Here is a 26,997-nt window from a genome sequence, read left to right as displayed (position 1 = left end):
GGAGCGGGGTGGGTGTGAGTCAGGGACTGGTCACACCTTTGCCGATGAGTCGGCGAACCTCATCGGCGCAGCCCCACGACAAGGTGACACCAGCGCCCCCATGCCCGTAGTTGTGCACGACCACCGTGCCGCCCCCTACCTGCTCCGCCTCCAGCCGGACCGCGCCCCGGGTCGGGCGGCCCCCGACGCGATGTTCCAGGACGCGGGCCCCGGAGAGGCGGGGTTCGACCTCGGCACAACGGGCCACGATGCCCGCCGCCGCCTTGCCGTCCGGAGCCAGGTCCGCGTCGCCCTCTACGGCGGTGCCGCCCAGGACGACGGTGTCGCCGTGGGGGTAGAAGCACAGCAGCTCTGGTGAGGGGCCGGTGTCCTCGGAGAAGAACCCGGTCAGCCCCGGGTTGGTGACGACGACGTGCTGGCCGCGAATGGGCCGGAGGCCAGGGTCAGGAACCAGTTCCTTGGCACCCAGGCCCGTGCAGTTGACGATCACGGAAGCGGGACCGGCGTCCGCGAACGAAGCCAGGCGTCGCCGCTCGACCGTTCCCCCAGCGGCATCGAGCCGACGCAGGAGGTAGTCGAGGTAGGTGGGCATGTCGATCAGCGGCACCGTGAACCGGTAGCCGGCCGAGAACCCGGCCGGCAGTTCAGTCGGCTCGCACGGCCGGAAGCCAGGCAGAGTAGCGGCCCAGTCCGGTGGCTCCTCCGCCGTGCGGGACGCCTCGACGCCGCTGGTGAGCCGGACGCCCGTGGGAGGGTCCTCGGCGAGTCGGCGGAAGATCTCCAGCGACCGTTGTCCCCACCGGTCGACCTTGTCCTTCGGCTCGACCAGGTACGGGCCCCACATCGCCCCGGCCGCGAGCGAGGTGACGCCCGGCACCTGCTCGGCGATCACGTGCACCGAGACTCCGGCCTCGGCGAGAACGACGGCGGTGGTGAGCCCTGCCACCCCGGCCCCGACAACGACAACGCGCTCCGCTGCGGTCATGATCCTGAGGCCAACCAGTTCTGCGGCGTCGTTCCTGTACGGCGTTGTCCGTGGCCAGCTCGGTGCGCCCATGGGCCGTGCCCTGGTCAGAGGAGAGCGCCAGCGCGGGCGGCGAGGGCGCGGAGCTCGGGTGTGGTGCGGCCGGACAGCAGGAGCCCGGAGATGAGAGACCGCACCGCGGGTCGGGAATGCGTCTCCTGGGGTGCCTGGTGCTCGGCCGCCAAAAGGGAGCGCACGCACTCGTCCCGGCGCCCCCGCTGGGCCAGAGCGGCCGCTACGTCGGTGTAGTACCGGGCCCGGCGTTCCACGCTGGGCAGGCTCTGTGGCGGCAGGGCGCGGGCGGCGGCCAGGGCCGCGGAGGGGTCGCCGGTGGAGAACTCGGCGGAGATGCGGTGGAGCTGGACGGTGGCCGGGCTGAAGCCGCCGCCGTGGTCACGCAAAGCAGTGGTGCCGCCGAGGTCTGCGGCGATGGCGGCGGCCTCGTCCGTCAGCTTCCGCATCCCCTCCCGGTCACCGCCTCTTGCCGCACTGTACGCAGCTGACTGGATCAACAGGCCGCGTTCGGCGGCGCCGCTGCGGGAGGCGCGCAGGGCTGGGTCGTCGGCGGCGTTGAGCGCGATCGACAGCGCCTGCTCCTCCCAGCCGGCGCGGCGGGCGAGCACAGCCAGGTTCCGGGCGGCCTCAGCCACGGCGAGGGGGTGTCCGGCGGCTTCGGCCACCTGGCGTGCGCGGTCGGCTGCCATCCAGCCGAGCTGCTGCTCGTCCAGCTTGACGAGCATGCGGGTCGCGAGGAGGTAGCTCTGCACGAGCAGGTCGAGGTGGTCTCCCTCGCCGGCGGGTCCACGTGCGTGCCCGGCACGGATCAGGCGGGGCAGACGGACAGCGAGATTGGCGTAGTTGCAGGTGTGGAAGTCGGCATGCACGCGGGCGAGTTCGACAGGCAACTGCTCGGGAGCCAACAGCTCGCGGTCCTGGCCGATACCGAGCATCGCGTCCCGCAGACGACCGACGAGGAGCTGTCCCACCGGGACGTCCTGAGCCGCTGCTGCCCCCGTGGCCGGGAGCGAGACGCCGACGGTCGCCGCGGCCGAGAGAGCCAGGAACTTCCGTCGCCGCACTGGGGCGTCACCCTCCTCCCGCTGAGTTCGTCCCAGCCTAGGGCCGGGAAGGCGCGGGTACGCGAGACCAGGGGCGACAGGGCATCCGTGCCGGGTCTGCGCGGGGGGCGAAGTCGCGGTGAGCCCGAACTCCTTGGGTGGGATGTCGAGCACGTCGGCGAAGTGTCTGAGGAGGTCGACGTCGGACAGCGGCGAGATGCCCCGCTCGTACCGGGAGACCTGGGAGGCGGAGTAGCCGGATCGGTCACCGAGGTCAGCGAGCGTCCAGCCCCGGGCCTGGCGCCTGCTGCGGATCAACTCGCCGGGTGTTCGTGGCCGTTCGGATCGATTTCGCGCCGTACTGGCTGGCATCCACGCTCCCGTCGATAGCCGAGGTGGCCCCTGCCCACCGTAGACCGGGCCGCCGGGCGGCAACAGCGTCCTTGCACCAGATGCAAACGGCTTTGCAGCCCGTGGCAGCACCCCTGCCGCAGCCGGATCGAGTGCGGTGCTCTGGAGTTTGCCAAGGCCCGCAGCAGGCGGGCCGACGTACTTTCACCGAGGGGCGTGAACGCGAATGAGCGTACGCAAGAAGGCAGCCGTCATCGGGCTTGGCCACCAGGCCCTACAGGACCACCTGCCGGGGCTGGCCGACTCCCTGTTCGCCCAGCTCGCCGCGGTGTGCGACACCGACTCCAGCAAGGTCGCCGCCCAGGCCCAGCGGTACAACGTGCCCGGCTTCACCGACATCCGCTCCCTGCTGGAGAACGTGCGCCCGGACTTCGCCATCGTCGCGGTGCCCCACCACGCCGGCCGTGGGGTCATCGAATCCTGCGCGGCGGCCGGGGTGCACGTGATGAAGGAGAAGCCGTTCGCGACCAGCCCGGCCGAGGCCGCCGAGCTGGTGACGCTGTGCGACAAGGCCGGCATCGAGCTGATGGTCACCGTCCAGCGCCGTTTCCACCCGGTCTACATCGCGGCGGTGCAGGTACTGGAGCAGATCGGGCAGCCGTACCTGGTCGAGGGCCGCTACACCTTCCACTGCCCCGACCCGGCCGCCGGCTGGCGCGGCCGGGCCTCCCTGTCCGGCGGCGGTGCCCTGATGGATATGGGCTACCACCTCATCGACCTGCTCATCTGGTACCTCGGCCTGCCCGACCGCATCCTGGCCGACACCTCCACCGCCGCCCGTCCCGATGCGGACTACGACGCCGAGGACACCGCGCTGGTCCACCTCGCCTACGACTGGGGCCTGTACGGCTCACTGCTCATCTCCCGCTCCGCCGGACCGAAGACCGAACATCTGACAGTGACCGGCCCCCGCGGCGCCGTCGTGATCGAGCGAGGACGGGTGCGGCGCCTCGCCCCGGACGGGCAGCTGATCGAGTCCCTGACCCGTGAGCCGGCCTGGCCCTCCGCCGCGGCCGCGCAGATCGACTGCTTCTGCCGCGTCCTCGACGGCGAGCGGACCAACCCGTCCGGCCCGAGCACCCACGTGGCACACGCCGCGCTCCTGGCCGCCGCCTACACCTCCCAGAACTCCCACGCGTCCGCCGACCCGAAGGAGTACCTGCTGTGACCACCTCCCCCCTCGCCCTCCTCGGCGGCCCACCCGTCCTCGGACTTCCCGGGCCGCACTTCGCCTGGCCCCCGATCGAGGACCGCGACGTCGAGGCGGTCACCGGCCAGCTGCTGTCGGCGGTGTCCATCCCCGACCGCTCCGGCGTCGTCGCCGACCTGGAGGACTCTTTGGCGTCCTTGCTGGGCGTCCGCCACGTCGTCACCACGTGCACGGGGACGGCCGCCCTGCACTCGATGTACGCGGCTGCCGGCATCGGTCCGGGGGACGAGGTGATCGTGCCGGCACTGACGTTCCACGCCACGGCCACCCCGCTCTTCCACCTCGGCGCCCGCCCCGTGCTCGCCGACATCGACGAGCACGGGCAGCTCGACCTTGACGACGCCGCCCACCGCATCACAGCGCGGACGAAAGCCGTGGTCGCCGTCCATCTGTGGGGCCTGCCCGAGAACATGGACGCCCTCACCGCCTTCAGCACCCGGCACGATCTGATGCTGCTGGAAGACGGCTCCCACGCCCACGGCGCCACCTGGCGCGGCCAGCAGGTCGGCTCCTTCGGCTGCGCCGCGGCCTTCAGTCTGAACGGACCCAAGCCGCTGTCTGCAGGTGAGGGCGGATTCGTCGCCACCGACGACACCGAGCTGTACTACCGCGTACTGCTGCACGGCCAGTACAACAAGCGGTGCCGCCGCGAGATCCCCGCCGACCACGACCTCGCCCCGTACGCGGTCACCGGCATGGGACTCAAGCTCCGCATTCACCCCCTGGCCGCCGCACTGGCGTACTCCCAGCTTCCCCGCTTGAAGGGCTATCTGGCCGGACGAGACGCTGCCGCCGAGCGGATGCGGCGGGCTCTGCGCGGCGTCCCGGGCATCGACGTGCCGCACCTGCCGTCCCATGCCGGTCCGGCCTGGTACGCGCTGCCCCTGCGCTACCGCCCGGACCAGCTCGCCGGCCTGCCGGTCGATCGGTTCCTCGAAGCCGTCCACGCCGAGGGCGCCGGCGAGGTCGACCTTCCCGGCTCCACCCGCGCTCTCGGCGACCACCCGCTGTTCCACACCCCCGGTGCACTCCTGCCCGGCTACGCTGACCACCAGAGCCCCGCCGCCGGCAGCTTCACCACCGCCCGGCGCGTGCACGGCGGCACGGTGAAGCTCCCGGTGTGGCACCGCGGCCAGGACCTCCACCTCGCCGACGCGTACACCGCGGCCATCATCAAGGTCGCCGAACACCACAAGGACCTCGTGAAGTGAAGGCCCCCGTCGACGCCGCCCTCCTGGGCGACCTCATCCACGCCGCCGACGCCGACGGCATCACCAAGCACGTCGTCGGCGCCGTCATCCCCAACGCGGAAGGCAGGGTACTGCTGCTGCACCGCGCCGCCGACGACTACCTCGGCGGCCTGTGGGAGCTCCCCTCCGGCGGTGTCGACGCGGGCGAGACCCTGACCGAGGCCCTGCACCGGGAAGTCACCGAGGAGACCGGCCTCACGGTCACCGTGATCGGGGAATACCTCGGACACTTCGACTACCTCTCCAAGAGCGGCAAGCAGACCCGACAGTTCAACTTCACCGCCGACGTCACCCATGAGAGTGACACGGTGAAGCTCAGCGAACACGATGGACACCTGTGGGCAGACCGTAGGGAACAGGAGCAGGTCTCCAGCGCCGTACGGTCCGTCCTGGCAGCCTGGCGGGAGGAAGCCGCGTGAGGGATGTCCGTCCGCCCGACACGGAACCCCTTCTCGCCGGGCAGCGAGGGCGAGGGAAGGGACGCCCGGACCCCCTCACCCCCGCCCCTCCAGCACCCCCCACCCGCTGAGCGCCGGATCGGTCAGCGCCCGCGCCAGCGCCGGCCCCGGCTCGGCCGGTGCCGGCCGGACCCGTAGCCGTAGCCGGTCCGTCCCCGCGTCCGGGTGGCAGCACCAGTCGGGCGGCAACAGCGCGAGCAGGCGGATGACGGTGATCTGGCCGGGTGGGGCGGTGGGGTCGGCGCGGTGGAGGGTGACGTCCAGGGCGGGTAGGGGGTGGGCGGGGGGCCGGGGGGTCATGGGGTGGCCTCCGAGCGGTGCGGGACCGCTCCCACGATCGGCGGGCCGGCCGCGAGGAGGTGGCGGGCGGCGGCGGTGAGGGCGGTGATGCCGGTGGGGAGGGCCTGGCGGAGGTCGGGGGCGAAGTCGGGGGCGTGGTTGGCGGGGACGGGGCGGCCCTCGGCGGTGGCGGCGCGCCAGGTGGCCACCGGGGTGGTGCCGAGCATCCAGTAGGCGAGCGGGACGCGGGTGCCGTCGGCCAGGTCGGTGAGGTGGGTGAGGTCCTCGGTGGCCGGGGAGGGTACGGCGGGCAGGACGCGTCCGGCGCCGAGGTGTTCGGCGTGGACGGCGCGCAGGGCCGTGGTGAGCCCGGGGTCGGGGGTGAGGACGGGCGAGCGGGCGGTGAGGGTCAGTTCGGGCGGCCGGGGTGCGGCGGCGGCCTCGCTCTCGGCGGCCAGGACGCGCCGTACGGCCTCGTGGAGCCGGTCGAGGGTGGCCTCGGAGAAGGCGCGCAGGCCCAGCGAGAGGGTGGCGCGGTCGGGGATGACGTTGGCGCGGGTCCCGGCGTGCAGGGTGCCGACGGTCAGGACGGCGCCTTCGGCGGGGGCGCTCTCGCGGGCGGTGAGGGTGTGCAGCCGGACCACGGCGGAGGCGGCCATCAGCAGGGGGTCGGTGGCGAGGTGCGGGGTGGCGGCGTGGCCGCCGCGCCCGTGCAGGACGGCGTCCAGGGTGCGGCTGCCGGCCATCAGGGGGCCGCCGGTGGCGTGGGCGACCGTGCCGGCGGGGAGCGGGGCGGCGTGCTGGGCGAGGATCGCGTCGGGGCGGCCGAACCGGTCGTACAGCCCGTCGTCGGCCAGCGCGCGGGCGCCGGTCAGGGTCTCCTCGGCGGACTGGCCGAGGACCAGCAGGCGGCCCCGCCACGCGGTGCGGGTGGCGGCGAGGCGGGCGGCGGCGCCGAGGGCGGCGGCGGCGTGCAGGTCGTGGCCGCAGGCGTGCATGGCGCCGGGGACGGTGGAGGCGTAGGGCAGGCCGGTGGCCTCGGTGACGGGGAGGGCGTCGAGTTCGGTGCGGATGAGGACGGTGGGGCCGGGGCCGTTGCTCAGTTCGGCGAGGAAGGAGGGGGTGGAGGCCAGGCCCCGGTGGACGGTGAGGCCCAGCGCGGTGAGGCGGTCGGCGAGCAGGGCGGCGGTGGCGTGTTCGGCGCCGGAGAGTTCGGGGGCGCGGTGCAGGGCGAGGTACAGCTCGACGGCGGCTTTCACCTCGGTTCGGGGCGGCTGGGTCTCGGGGGCGGCCACGGGCGTCACCTCTTCGTCCTCAGGTACGGGGGTGGGGGCCGTCCGGGCAGCGTGCGGCGCGGCCGTGTCAGGGGCGTCTCGTTCCGCTGTCAGGGCGCTGTCAGCGGGTGACAGCGCCCTGGGGGCGGATCTGACAGCGGGTGGGGCTGGGATGGGTTGAGCAGGTGAGTTCCGCCGGAGCGGCCGGCGGGCCCCTGGGACCGCAGGGAGTACGCGATGACCCCCAAGACCGAGCTGGCCACCCTCGCCGACGAGATCCTGGAGCTGGAGTCGGAGACCTTCGAGATCTCGGACTACTCGGACGCGGCCGAGGTCGTGCTCGCCGGTTCGACGTCCTGCTCCTCGACGTCGACCTGCTCCAGCACCACCAGCACCACCTCCTGCTCGGCCTGATCCGGCCGATCGCGCGTACGGCCCCTGTCCCCGCGGCGTCCACCGCCGGGACAGGGGCCTTCGTGTGCCGTGGGCCGGGGTGCTCACGGGAAGGGGTGCGGGGCCAGGTGGACGGCGTCGGCGGGCAGGTCGTCCGGGCGGCGTCCGGCGGTGCGCAGCCCGGTGCGCAGGCGGTCCATGGTCAGGGCGCGCTGCCTGGTCCAGCCGAAGTCGATGGGGAGCAGCCCGGGGACGGCGGTGGCGACGGTGCTGAGGCCCGCGCGGGCCTGTTCCGGGGTGGTCTGGTCGATCGCGATGACGTCGTGGCCCTGGTCGGCGAGGGCGCCGGTGAGCAGCGCCAGGTCGTCGCGGAGGTCGCCGGTGCGGGGGCGGACGGTGTTCCAGTCGGCGAAGGCCTCGGCGAGCGGGAGGCGGTCCTGGGGGTCGAGGAAGGGCGCGGCGTGGCGCGCCATCTCGGGCAGGCCGTAGAGCTGGGCGTGGTCCTTGAGTTCCCGTACGAGGGTGAAGTCGGCGGCCATGGCGGTGAGTTCGGCCCGGCGTTCGGTGACCTGGTAGGGCAGGTGCGGGATGTAGGTGAGGACCTCGGAGAGGGCGGAGGCGACCGTCTCGGCGGGGTCGAACCCGGCGGCGGCGGCGAAGGCGAGGGTGCCGGGGCCGCCGTCGCGGCGGTGGGCGAGGGCGGTGACGACGGGGACGGGCGGGCCCATCCGGGTGTCGTAGACGTGGATGTCGTAGCCGTGCAGGGCGGCCCGGCCGGTCATGGCGCGGACCTCGGGGTCGGCGACGGTGGCGAGGTCGATCTCGGTGAGCCGGGCGCGGCCGTACCAGGCGAGCAGGAACGCGTCCCGCTCCACGCGTTCGAGAAGGCCGAAAAGGATCGCCTCGGCGAGGCCGGAGCCGGTGGCGCAGCCGTTGGAGCACTCGAAGACGAAGTTGTCCGCCTCGACGCCGGCGCTGTAGTGGGCGAGCCGGGCGGGGACGAGCACGGGGCGGTCGTCGCGCAGCGAGTGGCCCCGGACCCAGGGGATCTCGCGGTCCGGGTCGAAGGGGCTGACCAGGGGGTCGTTCGCGTACGTCTCGGGGGCGTAGACCCCGCAGGTGCGCGGGTCGAGGGCGTCGGCGGCGAGGTCGTGGTAGCTGCCGAGGACGGGGGTGGTGCCGCGTCGGCGGTGGGTGCCGGCGTACCGCTCCAGGCCCTCCAGGAAGGCCAGGCGGCGGCTGGTGGCGGTGCGGTTGGCCTGGCCGGACCAGGTGACGTCGGTGAGTCCGGCGTAGCCGCGCACGAAGTGGGTGCCGGCGACGGGGGCGGTGGTGGTGGAGGCCGGGTTGATCCAGGTGTCGGAGCCGAGGGCGCCGCAGACCGGGTTGGCGAGGGCGGCGACGGGCAGGGCGTACGCGCCGAGCGGGCGTACGCGGTACGTGCCCGGGTCGGGCTTGGGCGCCGGGTCGAGGGTGAGGGCCCTCTCGGCGGTGTCGGGGCGCGGGGTGACGCAGACCGGGCAGAGCGGGTCGGGCAGCAGGGGGAAGGTGGCGGTGGCGAGGGTGACCAGGTCGGTGCGGGTGACCCGGGGCAGGGCCCGGTCGGCGGGCTCCTCGGCCTCCGGGGCGGCGCGGCCGGGCTGGTGCACGGCCCGGTACGCGGCCCAGACGGCGTCCACGGCCCAGTCGGTGACGACCGGCCAGCCGGAGGCGCCGTGCGGCACGTGCCGCCGCTCCAGCGCCTCCCGTTCGGTGCGGCCCCGCAGCCGCTGCCACCGCATGCCCAGGCACTGCCCGCACGCCCCGGCGGTCTCGGGGCCGGCTCCCTCGGGCAGCCACGGCCCGGTGAGGACGGCCCGCGAGGTGAGGTGGACGGTGGCGCCGGGGCGCTCGGCGGCGTACGGGTCGCCGGCGCCGGTGCCGAGGGTGTCGGCGGCGCCGAGGGGGACCACCGACGGGGCCGGGAGCAGAGCGCGTTCGGCCTCGGGGAGGGCGGTGTGGCGGGCGGTGAGGGCTGCCTGGAGCTGGTCGCGGGCGGCGTCCAGGGGGCGGGGCGCGGCGGGTGGCGCGGGGGCGGGCGGGGGCGTGGCGGGCGGGGGGGTGGCGGGCATGACGGGCTCCTGACGGGCCGGGGCGGGGAGGGACGCTGGGCCTGGGGCGGGGGCGCGTACGCTCCCCGCCCAGGCGGGAGGACCGGTGCCTGCTCCGGCTCCGGTGGGTGTCCGGCGCGTCCTGTGCGGCGTCCGCGGTTCGGTGCGTGCTCGCGGCGTGCCGGGCGAGGCTCCTGGTGGCGGACCAGCTCGGGCCCTTGGCGGGCGCGGGCGCCGTGCGGGACCTTGCTGACCTGGCCTCGGGGCGGCCGGTGGCCGCGTGGCGGTCAGGTGCGGTCGGACCAGCGGAAGGTCTTGAGCGCGACGGCCGTGAAGACGACGGCGAACCCGGCGAGGACGCCGCAGGAGAGCAGGATGTCGCCGGTGGTGCCGGAGCCGGTGAGGGCGGCCGAGACGCCGTCGTTCAGGTAACGCAGCGGCAGCACGCGGGAGATGGCCTGCATCCAGCCGGGCATGGCGTCGAGCGGGAAGAAGGAGCCGGAGAGGAAGGCCATCGGCAGCATCACGCAGTTGGCGACGGCGGCGACCGCCTCCGGGGTGCGGGTGAAGGAGCCGACGATGACGCCGAGGGCGAGGAAGGCGGTGACGCCGACGATCAGCATGAGGAAGGCGTAGGGCCAGCCGGAGGAGAGTTCCAGGCCGAACGGCGGCAGCATGGCGACGGCGACGAAGAGGACCGCCTGGACGGCGCCGATGCCGAGCGCCAGCACGTAGCGGGAGGCAAGGACGGCGGAGGTGGGGGTGGGGGTCATCCGGATGAGGCGGAGGATGTCGTCGCGCCGCCACTGCATGAGGACGAAGCCGACGCCGAAGACGGCGGCGTTGCCCAGGCCCCAGGAGAGGACGCCGGGGGCGATGTAGCTGATGTAGGGGCGGCCGGACTGCTCGACCTCCTGGCCGCTGAAGATGAGGCCGAAGACGACGAGGAAGATCAGCGGGAAGGCGAAGGTGAAGAAGAGGGTGGTCTTGTCGCGGGTGTAGGCCCGGTATCCGGCCTGGCTGAGGGCGGCGTAGGCGCTCAAGGAGGTCTCCGTGGGTGGTGGTGCGGGTGGGGGCGCCGGTCAGCTCTCGGCGGGGGCGGGGTCCGGGGCGGGGGACGCCTCGCCGGTGAGGGTGAGGTAGACGTCCTCCAGGCTGGGGGTGCGGGTCTGGACGCCGTGCAGGCCGCCCCGGGCGTCGACGGCGGCGAGGACCGGGCCGGAGTCCTCGGTCTCCAGGACCGTCATGTCGCCGTCGGCGGTGGCCCGCAGGACGCCGGGCAGGGCGGCGCCCTGTTCGGGGGTGAGCCGGTCGGCGGGGACCAGCAGGCGGGTGGCGGCGCTGCTCGCGGCGATCAGGCGGCCGGGGCTGTCGAGGGCGCGGACGGCGCCGCCGACCAGGATGGCGACCCGGTCGCAGAGGGCCTCGGCCTCGTCGAGGTGGTGGGTGGTGTAGACGATGGTGCGGCCCGCTCCCTTGAGGTCGCGGAGCACCTTCCACAGGTCGCGGCGGGCCTGCGGGTCGAGGGCGGCGGTCGGCTCGTCCAGGAAGATCAGTTCGGGTTCGTGGACGAGGGCGGAGGCGATGGCCAGGCGCTGGCGCTGGCCGCCGGAGAGGTCGTCGACCCGCACGTCGCCGTGGTCGGTGAGGCCGACCAGGGCGAGCGCCTGCTCGGCGGCCTCGCGTCCCACCCGGTACAGGGCGGCGACGGTGGTGAGGTGTTCGCGGGCGGTGAGGCGGACGAAGAAGGCGCTGGACTGGGTCTGCACGCCGATGCGCGGGAGCAGCGCGGTGTCCCGGGGCCAGGGGTGGTGGCCGAGGACGGTGACGGTCCCGGCGTCGGCCTCGCGCTGGCCCTCCATGATCTCCACGAGGGTGGTCTTGCCGGCGCCGTTGGGCCCGAGCAGCCCGAAGAACTCGCCACGGGCGACGGTGAGGGTCACCCCGGCGACGGCCTCGGTCCGCCCGTACGTCTTGCGGACACCGTCGAGGACGACGGCTCCGTCGGGGTCGTGGGGCTGGGGGGTCATGTGGTGCTCCTCGATCGGGGTGTGCGGGGTGTACGTCCGGGAGGCTGGGGGTCAGCTCCCGGTCAGCAGATGGCGGGCGGCGGCCCACAGGGCGAGTCCGATCCCCGCGAGGACCAGCAGCACGGCCGCCGGGTACGCCAGGTAGGCGCGGCGGGCCGGGGCCGGGTAGGCGCGGGCGGCCGGGTCGCGGCGCAGGGCCAGCCCGAGGTAGGTGCGACTGGCGGTGAACAGACCGAGGGTGCGGGTGAGTTGGCCGGCGATCTGGTACCCGTCGAGCGGCGGCAGCGGGACCAGCATGGCGAGGGCCTGCACGGTGCCGAGGAGGACGAGGGCGGCGCAGGCGTCGCGGGTGGCGTCGTCGGGCGGGGCGAGGAGCCAGAGCGCGCCGAACGGCAGCAGGAAGAGGAGGTTCATGACGGCTCCGGCGACGGCCGTCGCGATTCTCGCCCAACGGGTCGGCAGGTAAGGGTAGTTGTCGACTGTGCAGTACATGATGACCACGGGCAGTCGCCATCGCAGTCCGATCTCGGCCACGGTGCCGCCGTAGTGCCGGGCCACCACGCCGTGCGCCAGTTCGTGCAGGGCGGTGGAGAGCCAGAGCAGGGTGGCGGCGGCAACCAGGAGCACGGGGCTGCCAAGCAGCGCCCAGGTGGCGTCGAGCGCCTCCCCGGCGCGCAGCACCAGCGCCGTCTCCAGGGCGAGGACCAGGAGCAGCAACGGGACCAGTGCGGCCGGGTGGAGCAGGGGCCGCACCACCCGGTGGAGCCGGGCGGTGGTGGTGTCGGCGTCGGCGACCAGGCGCAGGCTGCCGCGCCACAGGGTGCGCGGCGCGGCGGGCTCGGCCGGGGCCGCCGCCGGGCGCGGGGCGCCGTCGAGCAGGCCCCGGGTGCCGAGCAGGGCGAGGAGCTGGCGCCACTGGGCCTCGCCGAGCCGCTTGCCGTGGGCGGCGGCGTACTCCGTGCCCAGCTCGTCCAGGGCGTGGCTGCCGTCCATCCGGGCCAGCAGGAACGCCTCGCGCGGGCCGACCTTGAAGGCGTGGCCGGTGCCGGTGTCCTTGACCAGGTGGACGGTGGCCGGGCCGTCGAACAGGGGCCCGCCGACGAGCACGCCCGCGCGCAGGGCGGGCCGGTAGGAGCCCGGGACGGCCCGTTCGGCGGGCGCGCTCACGCGGCGCCCTCGCGCAGCACCCGGCCGAGGACGTGCGAGAGGTACGCCTCGTCGCGGATGGTGACGTGCAGCCGGTTGTTGGTCATGTGCATGTACGGGGAGAGGAGCAGCGGCAGCGCGACGGCCGGGTCGGTGACCTGCTCGTCGCGAGTGCCGTCCCAGGAGCGGAAGACCAGCTCGCCGTCGCGCGTCAGCTGCTCGGCGCGGGCGCGCAGTTCGGCGCAGTGCTCGGCCCAGCCGGCGAGGAAGCCGGGCAGCCGGGGCCGGTCGGCCCGAGCGGTGGCGGGGTCGGTGGCGGTGCGGACGCGGGCGAAGCGTTCGCCGAGGCCGGGGGCGAGGGCCGCGTAGTTGCGGTCGTACTCGTCGGTGCCGATGAAGTTGGTGCCGGGGAAGGCGCGGTGCCAGAACGCGTAGTAGCTGTCGAGGTAGTCGGTGAGTTCGGCCCGGTCGGGCAGGAAGGTCGCGGCCATCACCATCATCAGCTGGGCGGAGGTGCCGAGCAGCACGGTGCGCAGGTGGAGGTTGATGGTGGCGAAGGCGTCGATGACCAGGTCGGAGGAGTGCCTGAAGTGCCACTCGGCCAGCTCGATCCCGGCGGGCCCGCCGTACTTGCCGTACTCCGGCTCGTACGGTTCGGCGCTGCGGCTGTTGTTGGGGCGGATGTTCATCCGGCCGTCGGCGCCGGTGTGGTGGCCGCGTTCGGCGCCGGGGAACTCGATGTCGAAGAGGGTGTTGTAGAAGTCGTTGAGGAACCCGGCGTCGACCTCGTAGAGCGCGGGGCGTTCGCGCAGGAAGGTGTCGACGGCCTCCTCGGTGCGGCGGCGGACCTCGGCCTCCGCCTGGGGCGTGGCGGGCTTGAGGCGCAGCCGCACGTGCGGGCCCTCCAGCCAGTAGTTGATGAAGAAGTAGCCGCTGATCAGCCCTTCCGCCTCCAGCTCGGCGACGAGCGGGCGCACGCAGGTGAGCAGGAAGGGGCGGGGGTTGGCGGCGTAGAAGACGTGGGTGGCCTGCCAGGCGCCGGACACCGTGGCGGCCCGGGTGCCGGGGAGGGTCGGGTCGGTCATGGCGCGGTCCTCGCGGGGGTGGGGGCGGGCAGGGTCTCCACGGCCAGTTCGCTGACGTGCCGGCCGCGTGGCGAGGCGGCGTGCAGCCCGTCCTCGTCGGGCAGCGCCTCGCGGAAGACGGCCCGGGCCTTGTCGGTGCGCAGCAGCGCCTCGAAGGCGGCGAGCGAGAGCGGACTGTCGAAGTCGAGGTAGCTCGGCTTGGCGCCGGTCGCGCCGCGCGCCCCGCTGTCCGAGACGGTGACGTAGGCCCGGGCGGGCAGGCCGTGGGCGCGGCGGAAGCGGTGCCAGCCGAGGAACCAGGTGGCCTCGTCGGTGCCCGGGGCGCGCAGCGGCAGGCGGCTCGCGTCCACGCCCCAGCTGCGGCGGGCGAGGACCAGGCTGCCGTGGCGGACCCGGGGCCGGTGGGTGACGCCGTCGACGGGCGGCCGGTCGGGGACGCCGCCCCAGACGTTGAGCGGGGCCATGGAGGTCGGGGAGAGCAGCAGCAGGGTGCGCGGGAGTTCGGGCAGGGCGAGCGGGACGAGGTAGCCGAGGTAGACCGGGACCACCTCGCGGTCCAGGCGGGCCGAGCGCAGCACGAGGCGGTCCCGCTCCTCGTCGTGGACGAGGAAGAGGTCGTCCAGGCCGAGCCGGTACTCCTCCTCCAGGGTGCCGCTCTCGCCGGGGCCGACGATCTCGTACTCGGTGAGGCGGGCGTGCAGGTTGAGGTTGGAGGTGACGGGTCCGCCGGTGACCTCGGCGAGGACGGCGCCGGGCGGCGCGGCCTGGGCGCCGGCCGCGAGGAGCCGCTCGTCCAGGCCCTCGAAGAGGTGGGTGAAGCGGCTGAAGGGGAAGGACAGGCCGCCGTACGAGCGGTTGAGGACGGCGAGCGGGCCGCCCGGCCGGTCGGCGAGCTGGACGTGGTGGCTCATCGGCGCGAAGGCCGGCGCGATCGGCTCCAGCGGTGCGGCGGCGGCCTCCAGCAGGGCCTCGTCCAGGACGAGGTCGCCGTCGCCCTCGTGCGCGGCCCAGCGCTCCCGCATCCCGGCGAGGAAGGTGGCGCGGGCGGCGTCCAGCGACTTCAGCTCGGGCAGGCCGAGCCAGTTCTCCTCGGGGTTGTGGTCGCCGTCGGGGCCGAAGGCGGGGCGCTGGGCGGTGAAGGAGAGGTACTGGTCGAAGAAGTCCTCGTGGAAGTCGTGGACCAGTTTGACCAGGTCGTCGCAGCGCCCGCCCCGGCCGAAGCGGGCGGTGAAGAAGCCCTTGAGGGTGAGCCGGTGCGGCAGGGTCAGGTCGAAGGCGGGCAGCACCCGCTCCAGGCGGGACAGGGGCTCCCCCGCGACCTCGGCCCAGCGTCCGGCGGAGAGGGTGAGGCCGGTGGGCCCGTCGGCGGGGACGGCGCAGTCCTCGTAGAGCACGGTCTGCGGGACGCGGTGCTGTTCGGCGCCCAGCGACCGTTGTACGGCGGCGAGTTCGCCGCGCAGCTGTTCCAGGAGCAGCCTTCTGCGGCCGGGCTCGGCGGCGGCGAACTTGTCGACGCAGGCCGCGGCGGTCTCCAGCCGGTCGGCGAGGCGGTCGGCCCACGGGCGGCCCACACCGCGCAGGGCGGCCTGGAAGGCGCGCAGCGGGTCGGTGTCGTGGACGGTGACGTCGAGGCAGGGCACCCGGACCAGGCCGAGGGCGAGCAGCGCGTCGAGGTACTGGGCGACGTCGGCCTCGGTGGCCCCCCGGTCGGCGGCGAGCCAGGAGGAGAGGGCGCCGTACCTGAGGGTGCCGTGCTCCTCGAAGTGGCCGAGGAGCCGGTCGAGGGTGCCGCTGCGGCGGAGGTAGAAGAGGCGGTCCTTGACGGAGTCGAAGGTGACGGCGGTGGCCTCGTCGCCCTCGGTGACCCAGCGCCGCACGTACCGCACCCGGTCGGCCTCGCGCCCCCACCCGGAGGCGACGGTGACGGGCAGGTCGGCGCGGCGGCCCGGGTCGGCGAGGACGGTGGCGGCGAGCCGGCCCACGGCGGCGGTGTTGAGGCGGGCGGCGGTGGGCCACGCGTCGGCGACGGCCAGCGGGAAGGCGCCGGGCCCGGGGTGCGGCCCGCCGTCGGTGAAGGTGCCGAGGCCGACTCCGGTGAAGGTGGAGAAGGGGCTCGTCTTGCAGGCGGTGCGGTACAGGTAGGACAGGAGCGAGCGTTCGATCTTGCGGTGCCTCTTGCCGGGGGTGGCGGCCGGGTCGGCGGCGGTGCGCCGGACGTAGTCGTCGAGGCCGGCGTCGAGGGTCGGCGAGGCGAGCAGCAGGCCCTTGCGGAGCCGGTCCTCGCCGGCGGCGGCGCACAGGGCGGCGCGGGCGCGGGCCGTCTCGGAGGCGAGCAGTCCGGCGCCCTCGGCCTCGCGGGCGGCGAGCGCGGCGCGCCGCTCCAGCCAGCCGGCCAGCGCCTCGGCGGTGCGCGGGTCGCGGGCGGCGACCAGGGCGTGGGCCGCCTCGGGCTCCTTGGGCAGCCGGTTGTTGAAGACCTCGCGGCGCAGTTTCAGCAGGGCCCGGCGTTCGGCCTCGTCCTCGGTCCCGCCGATCAGCGGGTGGAGGAGGTCGCCGAGGGCCTCGCCGTCGGCGGTGAGGCGGGCGGCGGCGTCGAGCACGTCGTCGGCCCAGCGGCGGGCGCCGGGGGCGCGCAGCGGGCGGACCGTCTCGACGGGCAGCCCGGAGGTACGCAGGACGAAGGCTTCCCTGGGGAGGCCGGGACGCGGGTCGCGGTCGGCGGGTGCGGGCATGGCGGCGGGGGTGCCCCTTCCGGAGGTCACGTCAGCTCGTGGCGGTAGTCGGCGGGGGCGGGCCGCTCGTGCCCGACCATCATGATCAGCAGCGGGGCCTCGCCGGTGGCCTCCAGGCCGAGTTCCTCGACGTAGGAGACGTTGTCGAAGCCGAGGGCCACCCCGCAGCCGACGTCGAGCGCGGAGGCGGCGGTGTAGACGGACTGGGCGACGGCGCCGATGGTGGCGTTGACCAGGCGGTACCCCCGGTCGCCGACCGCGTCCAGGACGGCGGTGGTGCGCACGGTGGGCACCAGGACGGCCCCGGCCTGCTCCAGGTTGTAGTTGGAGAGGAAGTAGTTCTTCTGGAGGAAGGGGCCGGGGGCGCCCTCCTTGACCAGGCGCAGGGTGTGCGCCTGGTGGTCGTAGACGTACGCCCCCGGCGCGAGCCCTTCGGCGTGGTTGACGAAGACGTAGAGCCCGGCGAGGCGTTCGCCCCCGGCGCCGGTGCCGGTGTCGCCGCCGAGGTACGAGCCGTCGGTGGCGGCCCGGCAGCAGGCGGCGAGGTCGGCACCGGCCAGCGGGCGGGAGGCGTCGAACCGGCCGAAGCTGCTGCGGCGTTGGCGCAGCGCGGTGCGGACGTCGGTGGTGAGCGGGGTCGCGGCGGGCAGCGGCGCCTCGGGCAGGGCGGGGTCGGCCCGGTGGGCGGCGGCCGGGGCGAGGGCGCCGGGGGCGGGCCGGTCGCAGGCCCCCTCGGCGGTGGCCGCCTGCATGGCGGTGACGGCCTCGAAGGTGAGGACGGTACGGGAGCGCTCGACGTCCCGGTGCCGCACGGCGAACGGGGTGGCCGGGGGCGCGGCGGCCCCGGTGGCCCCCCGCCATTTCAGCGGCACCACGGCGAAGATCCCCTCCTCCTCGGTCCGCACCCCGAGCAGCCGCGCGAGCCGTTCCTCGTCGAACCAGAGCGCGGGCTCCACGTCGAGCCCCCGCGCGCGGGCCCACAGCCGCCAGGTCTGCACGCAGGCGCCGAGGTCCATGGAGACGGCGTGGAAGGAGAAGCTGTTGTACTTGAAGGCGTTCTGCCAGTACTTGATGGACAGCACGAGGTACTGGTCGGTGGCGTCGGCCCCGTCCGGCGCGCCCGGCCCGGCCGCCTCCAGGGCGGTGCGGACCTCGCCGGTGGCGTCGCCGGTGAGCAGGCGGCGCATGGCGTGGTGGCGGGTGGCGTAGTGGTGGACGCCGGGCGGCAGCGGTGCGGAGGGGCCGGAGACCCAGTAGACGCTGACCGGGTAGAGGCCGCCGCCGGAGGCCGAGCCGCGCGAGAAGTTGGCGAGCGGGTAGTGCGGGAGCGCGTCGAGGTCGGTGTTGGCCTGGACGCCGAGGCGGCGCCCGGTCAGGCCGTAGGAGTCGCGGAGCATCCCGGAGAGCGCGGCGAGGTCGAAGTGGCCCGGATCGGCGAGGGGTTCGGGGTCCAGGCCCCGGTCGAGGCCGGCTCCCGCCGGGTAGCCGGAGTCGGGCAGCGGCAGCAGGTCGGTGTCCGGGTAGTGCTTGGTCTTGCGCGGGCCGTCGGCCCAGTTGGGCACGTGGTCGACCGGCTCCATGTGGACCCGGCCGCGCCGCATGATGGCGGCGGCGTAGTCGTAGGCGTACCCCACGGAAGGCTCCCTGGCTTGTCGGGGCGGCTGGCTGGTGGCGTCGGTCCCCGGTCAGGGGAAGGGGTGCGGGGCCGGGTTGAGGTCGGCGTCGGTGAGGTCGTGGGCGGCGAGGCCCGCCTCGCGCAGGGCGGTGCGCAGCCGGGGCATGCCCAGGGCGCGCTGGCGGGTCCAGCCGAAGTCGATCGGCAGCAGGCCGGGGACGAGGACGCTGACGGTCCTGAGGCCCAGCGCCCGCTGTTCGGGCATGGTCTGGTCGACGACGACCACGTCGAAACCGGCGCCGGTGACGGCGTGCACGCAGCGCGCGAGGTCGTCGCGGAGGTCGTCGGAGACGGGCGGCAGCGATCCGTCGCCGTACAGCGCGGTGAAGGAGCGCTTCGGCGGGCGCGGGGCGCCGGGCTCGCCGAGGAGGAAGTGGGCGTGGTCGCCCATCTCGGGGATGCCGTAGGCGAGCGGGTGGTCGTGGAGCGCCTCGACGCGGTGGAAGTCGTCGGCCATGGCGCGCAGCCGGGCCTCGTCGCGCCGGGTGCGGCCGGGCAGGTTGACGGCGTCGGTGGCGATCTCGCAGAGGGCGCCGGCGAGCGCCGCCTCGGGGTCGAGCCCGGCCCCGGCACCGAAGCACATCCGGCCGGGCCCGCCGTCGGGGCGGACGGCGACGCCGGTGACGACGGGGACGGGGAAGGTGATCCGGGTGTCGAAGAAGCGGGCCTCGTAGCCGTAGAGCGCGAGCCGGTCGACCATGTGGCGGGTGGCGGCGCTGGTGCTGGTCGCCGGGTCGATCTCGGGCAGGGCGGCCCGCCCGTACCAGGCGAGGAGGAAGGCGTCGCGTTCGACGACCTCCATCAGCCCGCAGTAGACCGCCTCCTCCAGGCAGCCGCCGGTGGCGCAGCCGTTGGAGGACTCCTGCACGAACCGGTTCTCCAGCCCCGGCGCGTGGTAGTACGTCAGCACCTCGGGGACGAGGACGGGCCGCTCGTCGCGGAGCGAGTACCCCCACACCCAGGGGATCTCGCGGTCGGTGGTGAAGGGCGGCACATGCGGGTTGGCGGCGTGGAAGGCGTCGTCGTACAGCCCGGCCACGCGCGGGTCCACCACCTGCTCCCCGCGCGCCACGAGCTGGTCGAGCGAGGCCCTGACCTCGGCCTTCTTCGCCCGCGACCGCATGCCGGCGTACCGCTCCAGCCCTTCCAGGACGCCGATGCGCAGACTCTGCCCGAAGGTGTCGGCGTGGCCGCCCCAGAAGGTCTCGCGGAGGTAGTCGCCGGAGCGCATCGAGAAGCAGCCGACGGTGGCGGAGGTCGTCCCGGAGGAGACGTCCTGGACGACGGAGGGCCCCAGCGAGCCGCAGAGCGGGTTGGCGTACGGCTGGACCGGCAGCTCGTACGTGGCGAGGTCGCGGACGCGGAAGCTGCCGGGCCGGTGCTTGGGCGCGGGGCCGAGGGTGAGGGTGGCGGCCTCGGCGGTGTCCTCCTCGGCCACCGAGCAGCGCGGGCACTCCGGGTCGGGGACGAGCGGGTAGTGGCGGGTCCGCAGCGTCTGGAGGTCGACCAGGTGCACGGCGGCGAACGCCCCCGTGTCCGGGCCGCGCCCGCCGAGCCGCGCCGCGATCAGCGCGGCCACCGCGTCGGCCCCGAACGGCGTCAGGTACGGGTTGTGCCCCGCCGCCCGCGTCTGGGCCCCCAGCTCCAGCGCCTCCCGCAGCGTCACGCTGCGCACCGCCTGCCAGCGCCGCTCCAGGCAGCGGGCGCAGGGCTGGTCCCGCTCCCCGGGGAACGGCCCGACCACCGCCTGCCGCCCGTAGAGCCGCACCGGTACCGCCCCCTCCTCGTACGCGGCGAGCGGCGCCCGGAAGGCGTCGTGCACGCCGAGCGGGGCGAGGTCGAGCGGGACGGGCGTGGCGTGGGCGGCGAGCGCCCGGCGCAGCCCGGCCGCGAAGGCGGCCCCCGGGTCGCCGGCGGCGCGCCCCGGCGCTCCGGCCGCCTGGTCGAGAGTGTCAGCGGGCATCGGTGCCGTCCTCACAGGCGGGCCCGGTCAGCAGGACGCGGGCGGTGGCGAGGTGGCCGGTGGCGAGGTCGGCGGGGGTGGTGTCCAGGTACAGGGCGTCGTGGCCGCGCTCCCCGAGGCGGGCCAGGATCTCGGGGAAGGTGGTGGCGGCGTCGAGCGGCCCGCCCGGTACCCCGGCGAGGGTGAGGGCGGCGGGCGCCAGGTCGGTGACGAACGGGTCGCCGGTGTCGGGCTCCTGGCCGGTCTCGGCGGCTAGTTGGGCGTCCCCGAGCAGGTCGCGCAGGGCGGCGCGGGCGGCCTCGCGCCGGGTGAGGTCGGCGGCGACGGCCCAGCGACCGCCGGGCTCACGGGCCAGGACGACGGGGGCGGGCCCTTCGCCGGTGAGGTCGAGCAGTTCCACGCCGAGGTCGAGCGCGGCGGCGGTCTTGTGCAGGAACTCCAGCTCGGCGTCGCCCGCCGCGTCCTCGGCGAGCGGCACGGCCGGGGTGCCCCGGACGGCGTCCAGCACGGCGGTGTGGGCGAGGGCGGCGAGCAGCGCGGCCCCGGCCGCCTCGGCGGCGGAGCCGCCGGCCCCGGCCCCGGCGGCGTGCGCCAGATGGGTGCGGAGCCGGTTGTGCGGCCCGAAGGGGCGGGCGGCCGAGACGGGCACGCGGTGCGGCTCCCCCGTGCGCAGCGAGAGCGCCGGGGTCCAGGCGGTGGCCGGGCTCTCGTCGGTGCCGCCGTAGGTCGCCAGCGCGGCCGGGGGGACCCGGGCGCCGTGCTCCTGCCCGGCGGCGGGCGCGGGGACGGTGTGGTCGACGTAGAGGACGGCGGCCCGGCGCAGGGCGCGGGTGCGGGCGCCGGCCAGGTGGTGGATGTCGGCGGCGGCGGGCGCGCGCACCGTGCCGTCGGGCAGGGCCAGTTCGACGCGGCTGACCTTGAGCGGGGTCTGCGTGAGGTCGTCGTCGTCGAAGCGGATGAAGACGCCGGTGTGCGGGCGGACCAGGGCGCTCGCGGTGGCGTTGAGGGCGTCCACGGCCTCCTGCGCCTCCTCGGCCCCGGCCACGCTCGGCGTGCGGGGGACCTCCGGTGTCCCGGGCGAGGTCACCGGGACACCGGAGGGGGCGCAGTGGCGGCAGCGCGGGTGCGGGGGGACGGGTTCGGCGAGGACGTCCAGCGAGGAGAGGTCCTGGAGGAGGACCTGCCCGCGCGTCTCGGCCGGCTGCACCCCGCTGGTCAGCCGGAACACCTCGTAGGCGAGGAGGTTCCCGCACATCGCGGCGACCGGCCCGGTCAGCGGCCCCGGCGCGCCCGCGTCCACGCTCCGGGCGCCGCCGGCCACCTCGCTCCACAGGGCGGCGGCGGTGCCCGCGTCGACGTTGGCGCCGAGGCGGAGCAGGGCGCAGGACCAGCAGCCGCCGGCGGCCGGGGCGGCGGCACCGGTGGTGAGCGGGCCCATGACGAGGCGTTCCCCGAAGGCCCAGGCGGGCAGCAGGGTGCGGCCCTCGGGCACCCCCTCGGTGAGCAGCCGGTGGGTGAGCCCGGCCGCGCCGGGGCCGGTGACCACGACGACGTCGTACCCCTCCAGCGCCGCCCAGCCGGGCCCCTCGGCGGGGTCGGGCAGCCGGTCGAGGCTGACCGGGCAGCCCTCGTCGGCGAGTTGGGCCGCCTCGCGGTCCACCTCGGGGAAGTCCGCGGCGAGCCCGACGCCGCCGCAGCCGTTGCGGACCAGGCCGAGGGCGACCCAGCGGGCGGTCTCGTCGGTGCCGAGGACGGCGACGCGGGCGGCCCGGTAGCGGGCGAACCGGTCGGGGGCGGCGTCGGTGTAGTGGTCGATGTAGGCGATCTGCGCGGCGAACCGCTGCCCGGCGGCGTCCTCGGGCGCCGGTCGCAGGGCGTCGGCCTCGGGGATGTCGCGGGCGAAGTCGCGGGCGTAGAGGGTACGGACCAGTTCGGCGGCCATCGCCCGCTGGGCCGGGCCGAACCCGGCGCAGACCTCGTCCAGGCGGTGGCGTCCGGTCAGGTGCGGCAGGACGAGGGAGGCGAACCGGTAGGCGGTGCGGCCGGTGAGGTGGAAGCCGCCGTCGGCGTTGTGGAAGAGGACCCCGCCGGGGGTCTGGGTGAAGAGCACGTCGCGGCGGACCCGGGGCCGGGTGGCGGCGAGCGCGCCGAAGGCGTCGGCGGCGGGGTCGGTCGCCGGGGCGGGGTCGGTCGTGGGGTCGGCCATCAGGGGTCACACCTTCTCTGCGGAGCGCGGGAGTTCGGGGCGGTGCACGCGAGCGGTACGGCAGTGGGGGCACCGCCCGGTGGGAGCGGGTTCGGGCGCCCGGGCGTGCGGGCCGGGCGCGGCGGGGGCGCGGCCACGCCCCTTCGCCCAGGCCCGCAGCAGCGGCAGGGTGCGGTACGGGCCGGGCGGACCCTCCTCCAGGAACCCGGCGTCGGCGAGCCGGTCGAGGAGCTGCTCGGTGTCGGCCTCGCCGAGTCCGAGCGCGGGCGCGGCCTCGTCGGCACCGCAGTCGGGTCCGAGCGCGGCGACGCGCGGGAAGGCGTCGGCGAGCGCGGGGTCCAGCCGTCCCAGCGCCTCCCCCAGCACCTCGGGCACGGAGAGCCCGGGGGCGTCGGGGAGGGCGAGCCGTCCGGCCTGGTCGGGGCCGAGCCAGCGCGCCGAGTCGGCGAGGCCGAGCCCGGGCCGGGTCAGCAGCCGGGCCGTCATGATGCGCAGGGCCAGCGGGTGGTGGCCGCAGGACTCGGCGATCCGGCGGGCCTCGTCCGGTTCGGCGTCGACGCGTTCCGCGCCGAGGACGGCGCGGAGCAGGGCGTGCGACTCGGCCGGGCGGAACGGCCCGAGCCGCACCACCCGCCCGCCGTGGGTGGCGACCAGTCCGGCGAGGCCGCGCCGGCTGGTGACCACCACCGCCCCGCCCGTACAGGCGGCGAGCAGCGGCCGTACCTGGTCGGCGCCGACGGCGTCGTCCAGGACCAGCAGGGTGCCGCTGCCCGGCGGGCGGGCCTCCAGGGCGCGGGTGAGCCGGGCCGCGACGGCCGCCGGGTCGTACGGCCGCCCGTCGGGGCCGGTCAGGCGGACCAGCAGCCGCCCGCCGGGGAAGCGGTCGGCGAGCCGGGTGGCGACGTGCCGGGCCAGTGCCGACTTGCCGACGCCGGGCGCGCCGGAGAGGACGACCGTCAGCGGGCCGCCGGGCCGGTGCGCGGCGTCGGCGGTGAGGTACGCGGTGAGCGCGGCCACCTCGGCGGCGCGGCCGGCGAAGTCGGGGACGGGGGTGAGCGGGGTGACGGGGTCGACGGCCGCGGGCCCGGTGTCGGGGGCGGCCGGGAGCGCCGCCGGCTCGACGCCCGGGGGCGCGGATGCCTCCACCGCGCCGAGGTCGTCCCCGCGCAGGATGGCCAGTTCGAGCCGCTGGAGGGCGGCCCCCGGGTCGACCCCGAGCTCCTGGAGCAGGTACTCCTTGACGCGCCGGTACTCGGCGAGCGCCTCGGCCTGGCGGCCGGTCCGGTACAGCGCCTCGACCAGTTGCTCGTGGAACCGCTCGTGCCCCGGGTGGGCGCGGGTCACCTCCCAGAGGTCGCCCAGCGCCTCCCCGCACCGCCCGAGCCGCAGGTGCAGGTCGCCGAGGCGCTCCACGGCGCGCAGCCGTTCCTCGGCCAGGCGCGGCACCTCGTCGCGGTGGAGCAGGTCCGAGCGGACGTTGGCCAGCAGCGGGCCCTGCCAGAGCGCCAGCGCCTCACGCAGCGCGGTCAGTTCGGCCTGCGGGTCGTGGGTCAGGGCGGCGGACCGCCGGACCCGCTCCCGGAACCCGATGAGGTCCAGGGTGTGCGGGCCGGCGGTGATGCGGTAGCCGCCGGGGACGGCCTCGATCGGCGTCTCGGTGACCCCGTGCTTGGTGAAGAGCCGCCGCAGCCTGAGGACACAGGTCTGGAGGGCGGCCTTGGCGGTGGCCGGCTGCTCCTCCCCCCAGATGGCCCGCTGGAGGTAGTCGGCGCAGACCACCGAGTTGGCGTGCAGGAGCAGCGCGGTCAGCAGGACGGTGGGCTTGGCGGGCTGGAGGACGACCGATTCGGGGCCGTCGTGCAGCGACAAGGGCCCGAGCACCTGGAACCGCATGCCGGCACCTAGTCCCAGCCGTTGACCAGCTTGCCGTACCCCGGATCGGCCGGGGCGCCGTCCCAGCCGTTGACCAGCGGGCTCACCGGGACGGGAGCGGCGGACGGCTGGGCGGCGGCCTGCCCGGCCCCGAGGGCGAGCACGGCGGCGGCCCCGGCGAGGGCGGCGGCGGCCCGGCGGGCGCGGGCGGAGGGGGCGGAGTGCTGCGGACGGTGGACTTCACGGTTCCCGGACACGGTTCTCCCTGGAGAGTCTGGTCATGGCTCGTGGGCGGCTGCGCGAACAGGGCTCGCCGGTGTGCGGCACGGGCGCCCCGAGATGGGCCGAAGGTGAAGGTGGGGGGATGGGGGTGGCACGGTACGAAGCGGAGGCGAGGGCACCGTGGGTTCCGGGCGCCCGCCTGACGGGCCGTCGAGCGATTGTCACGACCATGCCAGCATTGCCGTCTGCCGTGGTGGACGCGCGTTGACAGCTTGTTGCAGGGACTCCGGCAGCTTCGTGCAACCAGGGGGCGGCATTCGGCGCGTTCCACCCGAACCGGCTCCGCACCGCCCCCTCGCCGGACACCCCCGCACAACGGCACCGGGAGCCGCGCGCCCGCACGGCCCGGGCGCGCGACCGGCCCGCGAGGACCCGCCGGACAGGCCCTAGCCGTACGGGTCGAACTCGACCCCCGACGGCTTCGCCTTCTCCAGGTGGGAGCCGAAACTGGCGTCCTTGAGGCCGAAGTTGCCGCTCCCCCAGTCAGCCTGGCTCAGCTTGTCGCGCAGCCCTTCGGGATAGCCCTCCCAGCCGACGAGGGCCGGGTACTGCCAGGTGCCCCGGTGGTTCTCCGGGGGCTCGTCGGCGGCGGTGGCCGCGCGGAAGCAGTGCGTGCTGATCCCGTCCTTGTGGTAGACGACCTTGGGGTGGCTGCCGTCCCAGCGGACGGCGTCCCGGTCGTGCACGTCGAAGTCGCCGTGCGCCGAGGTGGCCACGTACCGGGCCTCGCCGTCGCGCACCCAGACCACCACGTGCTCCCAGTCGTGCCGGTGCCCGCCCAGCCCGCTCCCGACGACGGCCTGGTCCTTCTCGAAGTACGAGCCGTAGAGGATGGCGCACCAGTCGCCGTCGCACTTGGCGCGGGAGTAGGTGTTGGTGTTGTCGAGGTCCCAGGCGTCCCGGCACTGGCCGTTGAGGGCGCCGGAGGGGTTGAGGCCGCTGTTCAGGGTGGCGTCGGGGCCGATGGCGGGGGTGGCGTAGCAGCCGTCGGTGTCGTAGTCGTAGGCCGGCTGGTACGCCTGCTCCAGCGCGTCGGCGCTGGCCGGCAGCGCGGTGGGCGGATCGGCGTGGGCGCTGCCGGCGAAGGCGACGACGAGGCCGGTGGCGGCGGTGAAGGTGAACGCGGCTCTGCGGATGCGGGAACCCGTTTTCAAGACGTCCTCCTGAGGACGGTGGGGGGATGACGCACAGGCAGATTTGACATGCCCAACTCACATCCTCCGAACCCCGGGTGCCCCCGGCGGCCGTCAGGCCGCACGGCGCCGTAGCCGGAGGGAGGACCGGGAGACCCCGACTCCCGGCGGGCCGCACCGGACGGAGCGCCGGGACAGCCTCGGCGACGACTCCGGCCGGATCTCCCCCCTTCGCCACACGGGCCGGCGGGCGGTACGACGAGAAGGCCGGCCCCGCCCGGAAGACGAGCGCACCCCGCTTCCCCGGTGGCACAATCCCGCCCCATGACCGCCTTCCCCGCCCCCGACGGCACTCTCCTCGCCCACCACACGGCGGGCGACGGCCCGCCACTCGTCTGCCTGCCCGGGGGCCCGATGCACCCGGCCGCCTACCTCGGTGACCTCGGCGGCCTCACCGCCCACCGGCGGCTGACCGCGCTCGACCCGCGCGGCACCGGCGCCTCCGAGGTCCCGGCGGACCCCGCCTCGTACCGCTGCGACCGGCTGGTGGCCGACGTGGAGGCGCTCCGACGCCATCTCGGCGTGGACCGCGTCGACGTGCTGGGCCACTCCGCCGGCGCCAACCTGGCCGTCCGCTACGCCGAGCGGCACCCCGACCGCGTGGACCGGCTGGTGCTGGTCACCCCGAGCACCTTCGGCGTCGGCGTCGACGTCCCCGGGCCCCTGCGCGCGAGGACGGCCCGGCTGCGCGAGGGCGAGCCGTGGTTCCCCGAGGCGTACGCGGCACTGGAGGACGTGGCGGCGGGGCGCGCCACGGCCGCCTCCTGGGAGGCCATGGCGCCCTTCATGTACGCCCGTTGGGACGAGGCGGCCCGGGCCCACCGCGCCCTCGGCACCCCCTGGCGCGGCACCGAGGCCGCCGCCGCGTACGGCGCCGACGGCGCCTTCGACCCGCCCGCGACCCGCGCCGCCCTGGCCGCCTTCGACCGCCCGGTCCTCCTCGTCGCGGGCGAGCTGGACCTGAACTCCCCGCCCGAGGCCGTGACGTCGTACGCCGCCCTCTTCCCGGACGCCCGACTGGCCGTCCTGCCCGGCGTCAGCCACTTCCCCTGGGTGGACGACCCTCGGGGGTTCGCTTCGGCGGTGGCGGGGTTTCTGGGGCGAGACCCCCGAGACGGCCGGAAACAGGACGCCACCGCGGCGTAGCCCACTCGGTCGCGGCCGGATCGCACCACCGCGCCCGCGCCGTGCCGGGCCGGCGCCGCGCGCCTCTCGACTCCGCCCGCGTCCCGCGAGGGGCTTGCGGCGCCTTCGCCACGGGTGCGGGAGCAGGCGCCGCCGTCCTCAGCGGAAGTGAGGCAGCCCTCCGGGCCGCCGACCGCAAGCGGTCCGCGCACGAGGGAGCGGGGGGCGCCGGCGGAGCCGC

The 26,997-nt window shown here is 75.5% G+C and carries 21 protein-coding genes and 1 pseudogene; 5 read left to right on the top strand and 17 right to left on the bottom strand.

Going from position 1 to position 26,997, the window contains the following annotated elements; all coding sequences use genetic code 11:
* Nucleotides 1-19 precede the first annotated feature (19 nt).
* The 3 genes and pseudogenes from ACSLIC_RS16615 to ACSLIC_RS16605 all read right to left on the bottom strand — a co-directional run.
* Nucleotides 20-985, bottom strand: coding sequence for an FAD-dependent oxidoreductase (locus ACSLIC_RS16615; protein WP_436738481.1), 966 nt, complete (start codon nt 983-985; stop codon nt 20-22).
* An 86-nt stretch (nt 986-1,071) separates the two neighbouring features.
* A complete protein-coding gene (locus ACSLIC_RS16610; protein ID WP_436740393.1) occupies nt 1,072-2,103 on the bottom strand; it encodes an XRE family transcriptional regulator in 1,032 nt (343 codons plus the stop codon).
* A gap of 138 nt (nt 2,104-2,241) precedes the next feature.
* Nucleotides 2,242-2,454, bottom strand: a pseudogene (locus tag ACSLIC_RS16605) (helix-turn-helix domain-containing protein); the annotation flags it as partial.
* A 205-nt stretch (nt 2,455-2,659) separates the two neighbouring features.
* Here ACSLIC_RS16605 and ACSLIC_RS16600 point away from each other — a divergent pair.
* The 3 genes from ACSLIC_RS16600 to ACSLIC_RS16590 are packed head-to-tail and all read left to right on the top strand — an operon-like array spanning nt 2,660 to nt 5,372.
* Nucleotides 2,660-3,661: a Gfo/Idh/MocA family protein gene (locus ACSLIC_RS16600; protein ID WP_436738480.1), complete on the top strand. Its 1,002-nt coding sequence runs from the start codon at nt 2,660-2,662 to the stop codon at nt 3,659-3,661.
* On the top strand, nt 3,658-4,914 hold the full coding sequence (locus ACSLIC_RS16595) for a DegT/DnrJ/EryC1/StrS family aminotransferase (RefSeq protein WP_436738479.1): 1,257 nt from the start codon (nt 3,658-3,660) through the stop codon (nt 4,912-4,914). The genes ACSLIC_RS16600 and ACSLIC_RS16595 overlap by 4 nt, the downstream gene beginning before the upstream one ends.
* Nucleotides 4,911-5,372, top strand: a complete 462-nt coding sequence (locus tag ACSLIC_RS16590) for an NUDIX hydrolase (protein WP_436738478.1) — start codon at nt 4,911-4,913, stop codon at nt 5,370-5,372. The genes ACSLIC_RS16595 and ACSLIC_RS16590 overlap by 4 nt, the downstream gene beginning before the upstream one ends.
* 75 nt (nt 5,373-5,447) lie before the next feature.
* Here the strand turns inward: ACSLIC_RS16590 and ACSLIC_RS16585 are convergent, their stop codons facing one another.
* Nucleotides 5,448-5,711, bottom strand: a complete 264-nt coding sequence (locus tag ACSLIC_RS16585; protein ID WP_436738477.1) for a hypothetical protein — start codon at nt 5,709-5,711, stop codon at nt 5,448-5,450.
* Nucleotides 5,708-6,994 carry an amidohydrolase gene (locus ACSLIC_RS16580; protein WP_436738476.1) on the bottom strand — a complete coding sequence of 429 codons (1,287 nt, stop codon included), beginning with the start codon at nt 6,992-6,994 and terminating at the stop codon, nt 5,708-5,710. Before ACSLIC_RS16580 ends, ACSLIC_RS16585 begins: the two co-directional genes overlap by 4 nt.
* A 207-nt stretch (nt 6,995-7,201) precedes the next feature.
* On the opposite strand from ACSLIC_RS16580, the gene ACSLIC_RS16575 reads away from it, so the two are divergent.
* The gene (locus tag ACSLIC_RS16575) at nt 7,202-7,378 is read left to right on the top strand and encodes a thiazolylpeptide-type bacteriocin (protein ID WP_026048345.1); all 177 of its coding nucleotides are present in this window, start codon (nt 7,202-7,204) and stop codon (nt 7,376-7,378) included.
* 83 nt (nt 7,379-7,461) lie between these two features.
* Here the strand turns inward: ACSLIC_RS16575 and ACSLIC_RS16570 are convergent, their stop codons facing one another.
* From ACSLIC_RS16570 to ACSLIC_RS16515, 12 genes are all read right to left on the bottom strand, one after another.
* Nucleotides 7,462-9,468 carry a TOMM precursor leader peptide-binding protein gene (locus ACSLIC_RS16570; protein ID WP_436738475.1) on the bottom strand — a complete coding sequence of 669 codons (2,007 nt, stop codon included), beginning with the start codon at nt 9,466-9,468 and terminating at the stop codon, nt 7,462-7,464.
* Between the two features lie 266 nt (nt 9,469-9,734).
* Nucleotides 9,735-10,490 carry an ABC transporter permease gene (locus ACSLIC_RS16565; RefSeq protein WP_436738474.1) on the bottom strand — a complete coding sequence of 252 codons (756 nt, stop codon included), beginning with the start codon at nt 10,488-10,490 and terminating at the stop codon, nt 9,735-9,737.
* A gap of 39 nt (nt 10,491-10,529) precedes the next feature.
* Complete coding sequence (locus ACSLIC_RS16560) at nt 10,530-11,477, bottom strand: ABC transporter ATP-binding protein (protein ID WP_436738473.1); 948 nt, start codon at nt 11,475-11,477, stop codon at nt 10,530-10,532.
* A 51-nt stretch (nt 11,478-11,528) separates the two neighbouring features.
* Complete coding sequence (locus ACSLIC_RS16555; protein WP_436738472.1) at nt 11,529-12,644, bottom strand: site-2 protease family protein; 1,116 nt, start codon at nt 12,642-12,644, stop codon at nt 11,529-11,531.
* Complete coding sequence (locus ACSLIC_RS16550; RefSeq protein WP_436738471.1) at nt 12,641-13,708, bottom strand: lantibiotic dehydratase C-terminal domain-containing protein; 1,068 nt, start codon at nt 13,706-13,708, stop codon at nt 12,641-12,643. Before ACSLIC_RS16550 ends, ACSLIC_RS16555 begins: the two co-directional genes overlap by 4 nt.
* Complete coding sequence (locus ACSLIC_RS16545) at nt 13,705-16,470, bottom strand: lantibiotic dehydratase (protein ID WP_436738470.1); 2,766 nt, start codon at nt 16,468-16,470, stop codon at nt 13,705-13,707. Before ACSLIC_RS16545 ends, ACSLIC_RS16550 begins: the two co-directional genes overlap by 4 nt.
* On the bottom strand, nt 16,467-18,074 hold the full coding sequence (locus ACSLIC_RS16540) for a SagB family peptide dehydrogenase (protein ID WP_436738469.1): 1,608 nt from the start codon (nt 18,072-18,074) through the stop codon (nt 16,467-16,469). The genes ACSLIC_RS16545 and ACSLIC_RS16540 overlap by 4 nt, the downstream gene beginning before the upstream one ends.
* Nucleotides 18,075-18,125: 51 nt before the next feature.
* The gene (locus ACSLIC_RS16535; protein ID WP_436738468.1) at nt 18,126-20,078 is read right to left on the bottom strand and encodes a TOMM precursor leader peptide-binding protein; all 1,953 of its coding nucleotides are present in this window, start codon (nt 20,076-20,078) and stop codon (nt 18,126-18,128) included.
* The gene (locus ACSLIC_RS16530) at nt 20,068-22,284 is read right to left on the bottom strand and encodes a TOMM precursor leader peptide-binding protein (protein WP_436738467.1); all 2,217 of its coding nucleotides are present in this window, start codon (nt 22,282-22,284) and stop codon (nt 20,068-20,070) included. The genes ACSLIC_RS16535 and ACSLIC_RS16530 overlap by 11 nt, the downstream gene beginning before the upstream one ends.
* Nucleotides 22,285-22,290: 6 nt before the next feature.
* Nucleotides 22,291-24,177: a BTAD domain-containing putative transcriptional regulator gene (locus ACSLIC_RS16525; RefSeq protein WP_436738466.1), complete on the bottom strand. Its 1,887-nt coding sequence runs from the start codon at nt 24,175-24,177 to the stop codon at nt 22,291-22,293.
* Between the two features lie 8 nt (nt 24,178-24,185).
* Nucleotides 24,186-24,413 (bottom strand): hypothetical protein, encoded by a 228-nt coding sequence (locus ACSLIC_RS16520; RefSeq protein WP_436738465.1) that lies wholly within the window; start codon nt 24,411-24,413, stop codon nt 24,186-24,188.
* Between the two features lie 411 nt (nt 24,414-24,824).
* Nucleotides 24,825-25,592: an NPP1 family protein gene (locus ACSLIC_RS16515; RefSeq protein WP_436738464.1), complete on the bottom strand. Its 768-nt coding sequence runs from the start codon at nt 25,590-25,592 to the stop codon at nt 24,825-24,827.
* 303 nt (nt 25,593-25,895) lie between these two features.
* Here ACSLIC_RS16515 and ACSLIC_RS16510 point away from each other — a divergent pair, with 303 nt between their 5' ends.
* Entirely contained in the window at nt 25,896-26,777 is an 882-nt protein-coding gene (locus tag ACSLIC_RS16510) for an alpha/beta fold hydrolase (protein ID WP_436738463.1), read from the top strand.
* The last annotated feature ends 220 nt before the right edge of the window (nt 26,778-26,997 follow it).

It is taken from the genome of Streptomyces sp. BBFR102 (genome assembly GCF_051397025.1).
Classification (GTDB): domain Bacteria; phylum Actinomycetota; class Actinomycetes; order Streptomycetales; family Streptomycetaceae; genus Streptomyces.
Note: the sequence above shows the minus strand (reverse complement) of the source record. Positions and strands in the feature narration are given on the sequence as shown.

Excerpts from the sequence above, each read along its gene's own strand:
- ACSLIC_RS16535 (WP_436738468.1), bottom strand. The coding sequence starts at position 20,078 with ATGCCCGCTGACACTCTCGACCAGGCGGCCGGAGCGCCGGGGCGCGCC.
- ACSLIC_RS16510 (WP_436738463.1), top strand. The coding sequence starts at position 25,896 with ATGACCGCCTTCCCCGCCCCCGACGGCACTCTCCTCGCCCACCACACG.
- ACSLIC_RS16560 (WP_436738473.1), bottom strand. The coding sequence starts at position 11,477 with ATGACCCCCCAGCCCCACGACCCCGACGGAGCCGTCGTCCTCGACGGT.
- ACSLIC_RS16530 (WP_436738467.1), bottom strand. The coding sequence starts at position 22,284 with ATGGCCGACCCCACGACCGACCCCGCCCCGGCGACCGACCCCGCCGCC.
- ACSLIC_RS16600 (WP_436738480.1), top strand. The coding sequence starts at position 2,660 with ATGAGCGTACGCAAGAAGGCAGCCGTCATCGGGCTTGGCCACCAGGCC.
- ACSLIC_RS16585 (WP_436738477.1), bottom strand. The coding sequence starts at position 5,711 with ATGACCCCCCGGCCCCCCGCCCACCCCCTACCCGCCCTGGACGTCACC.
- ACSLIC_RS16615 (WP_436738481.1), bottom strand. The coding sequence starts at position 985 with ATGACCGCAGCGGAGCGCGTTGTCGTTGTCGGGGCCGGGGTGGCAGGG.
- ACSLIC_RS16550 (WP_436738471.1), bottom strand. The coding sequence starts at position 13,708 with ATGACCGACCCGACCCTCCCCGGCACCCGGGCCGCCACGGTGTCCGGC.
- ACSLIC_RS16575 (WP_026048345.1), top strand. The coding sequence starts at position 7,202 with ATGACCCCCAAGACCGAGCTGGCCACCCTCGCCGACGAGATCCTGGAG.
- ACSLIC_RS16525 (WP_436738466.1), bottom strand. The coding sequence starts at position 24,177 with ATGCGGTTCCAGGTGCTCGGGCCCTTGTCGCTGCACGACGGCCCCGAA.
- ACSLIC_RS16570 (WP_436738475.1), bottom strand. The coding sequence starts at position 9,468 with ATGCCCGCCACCCCCCCGCCCGCCACGCCCCCGCCCGCCCCCGCGCCA.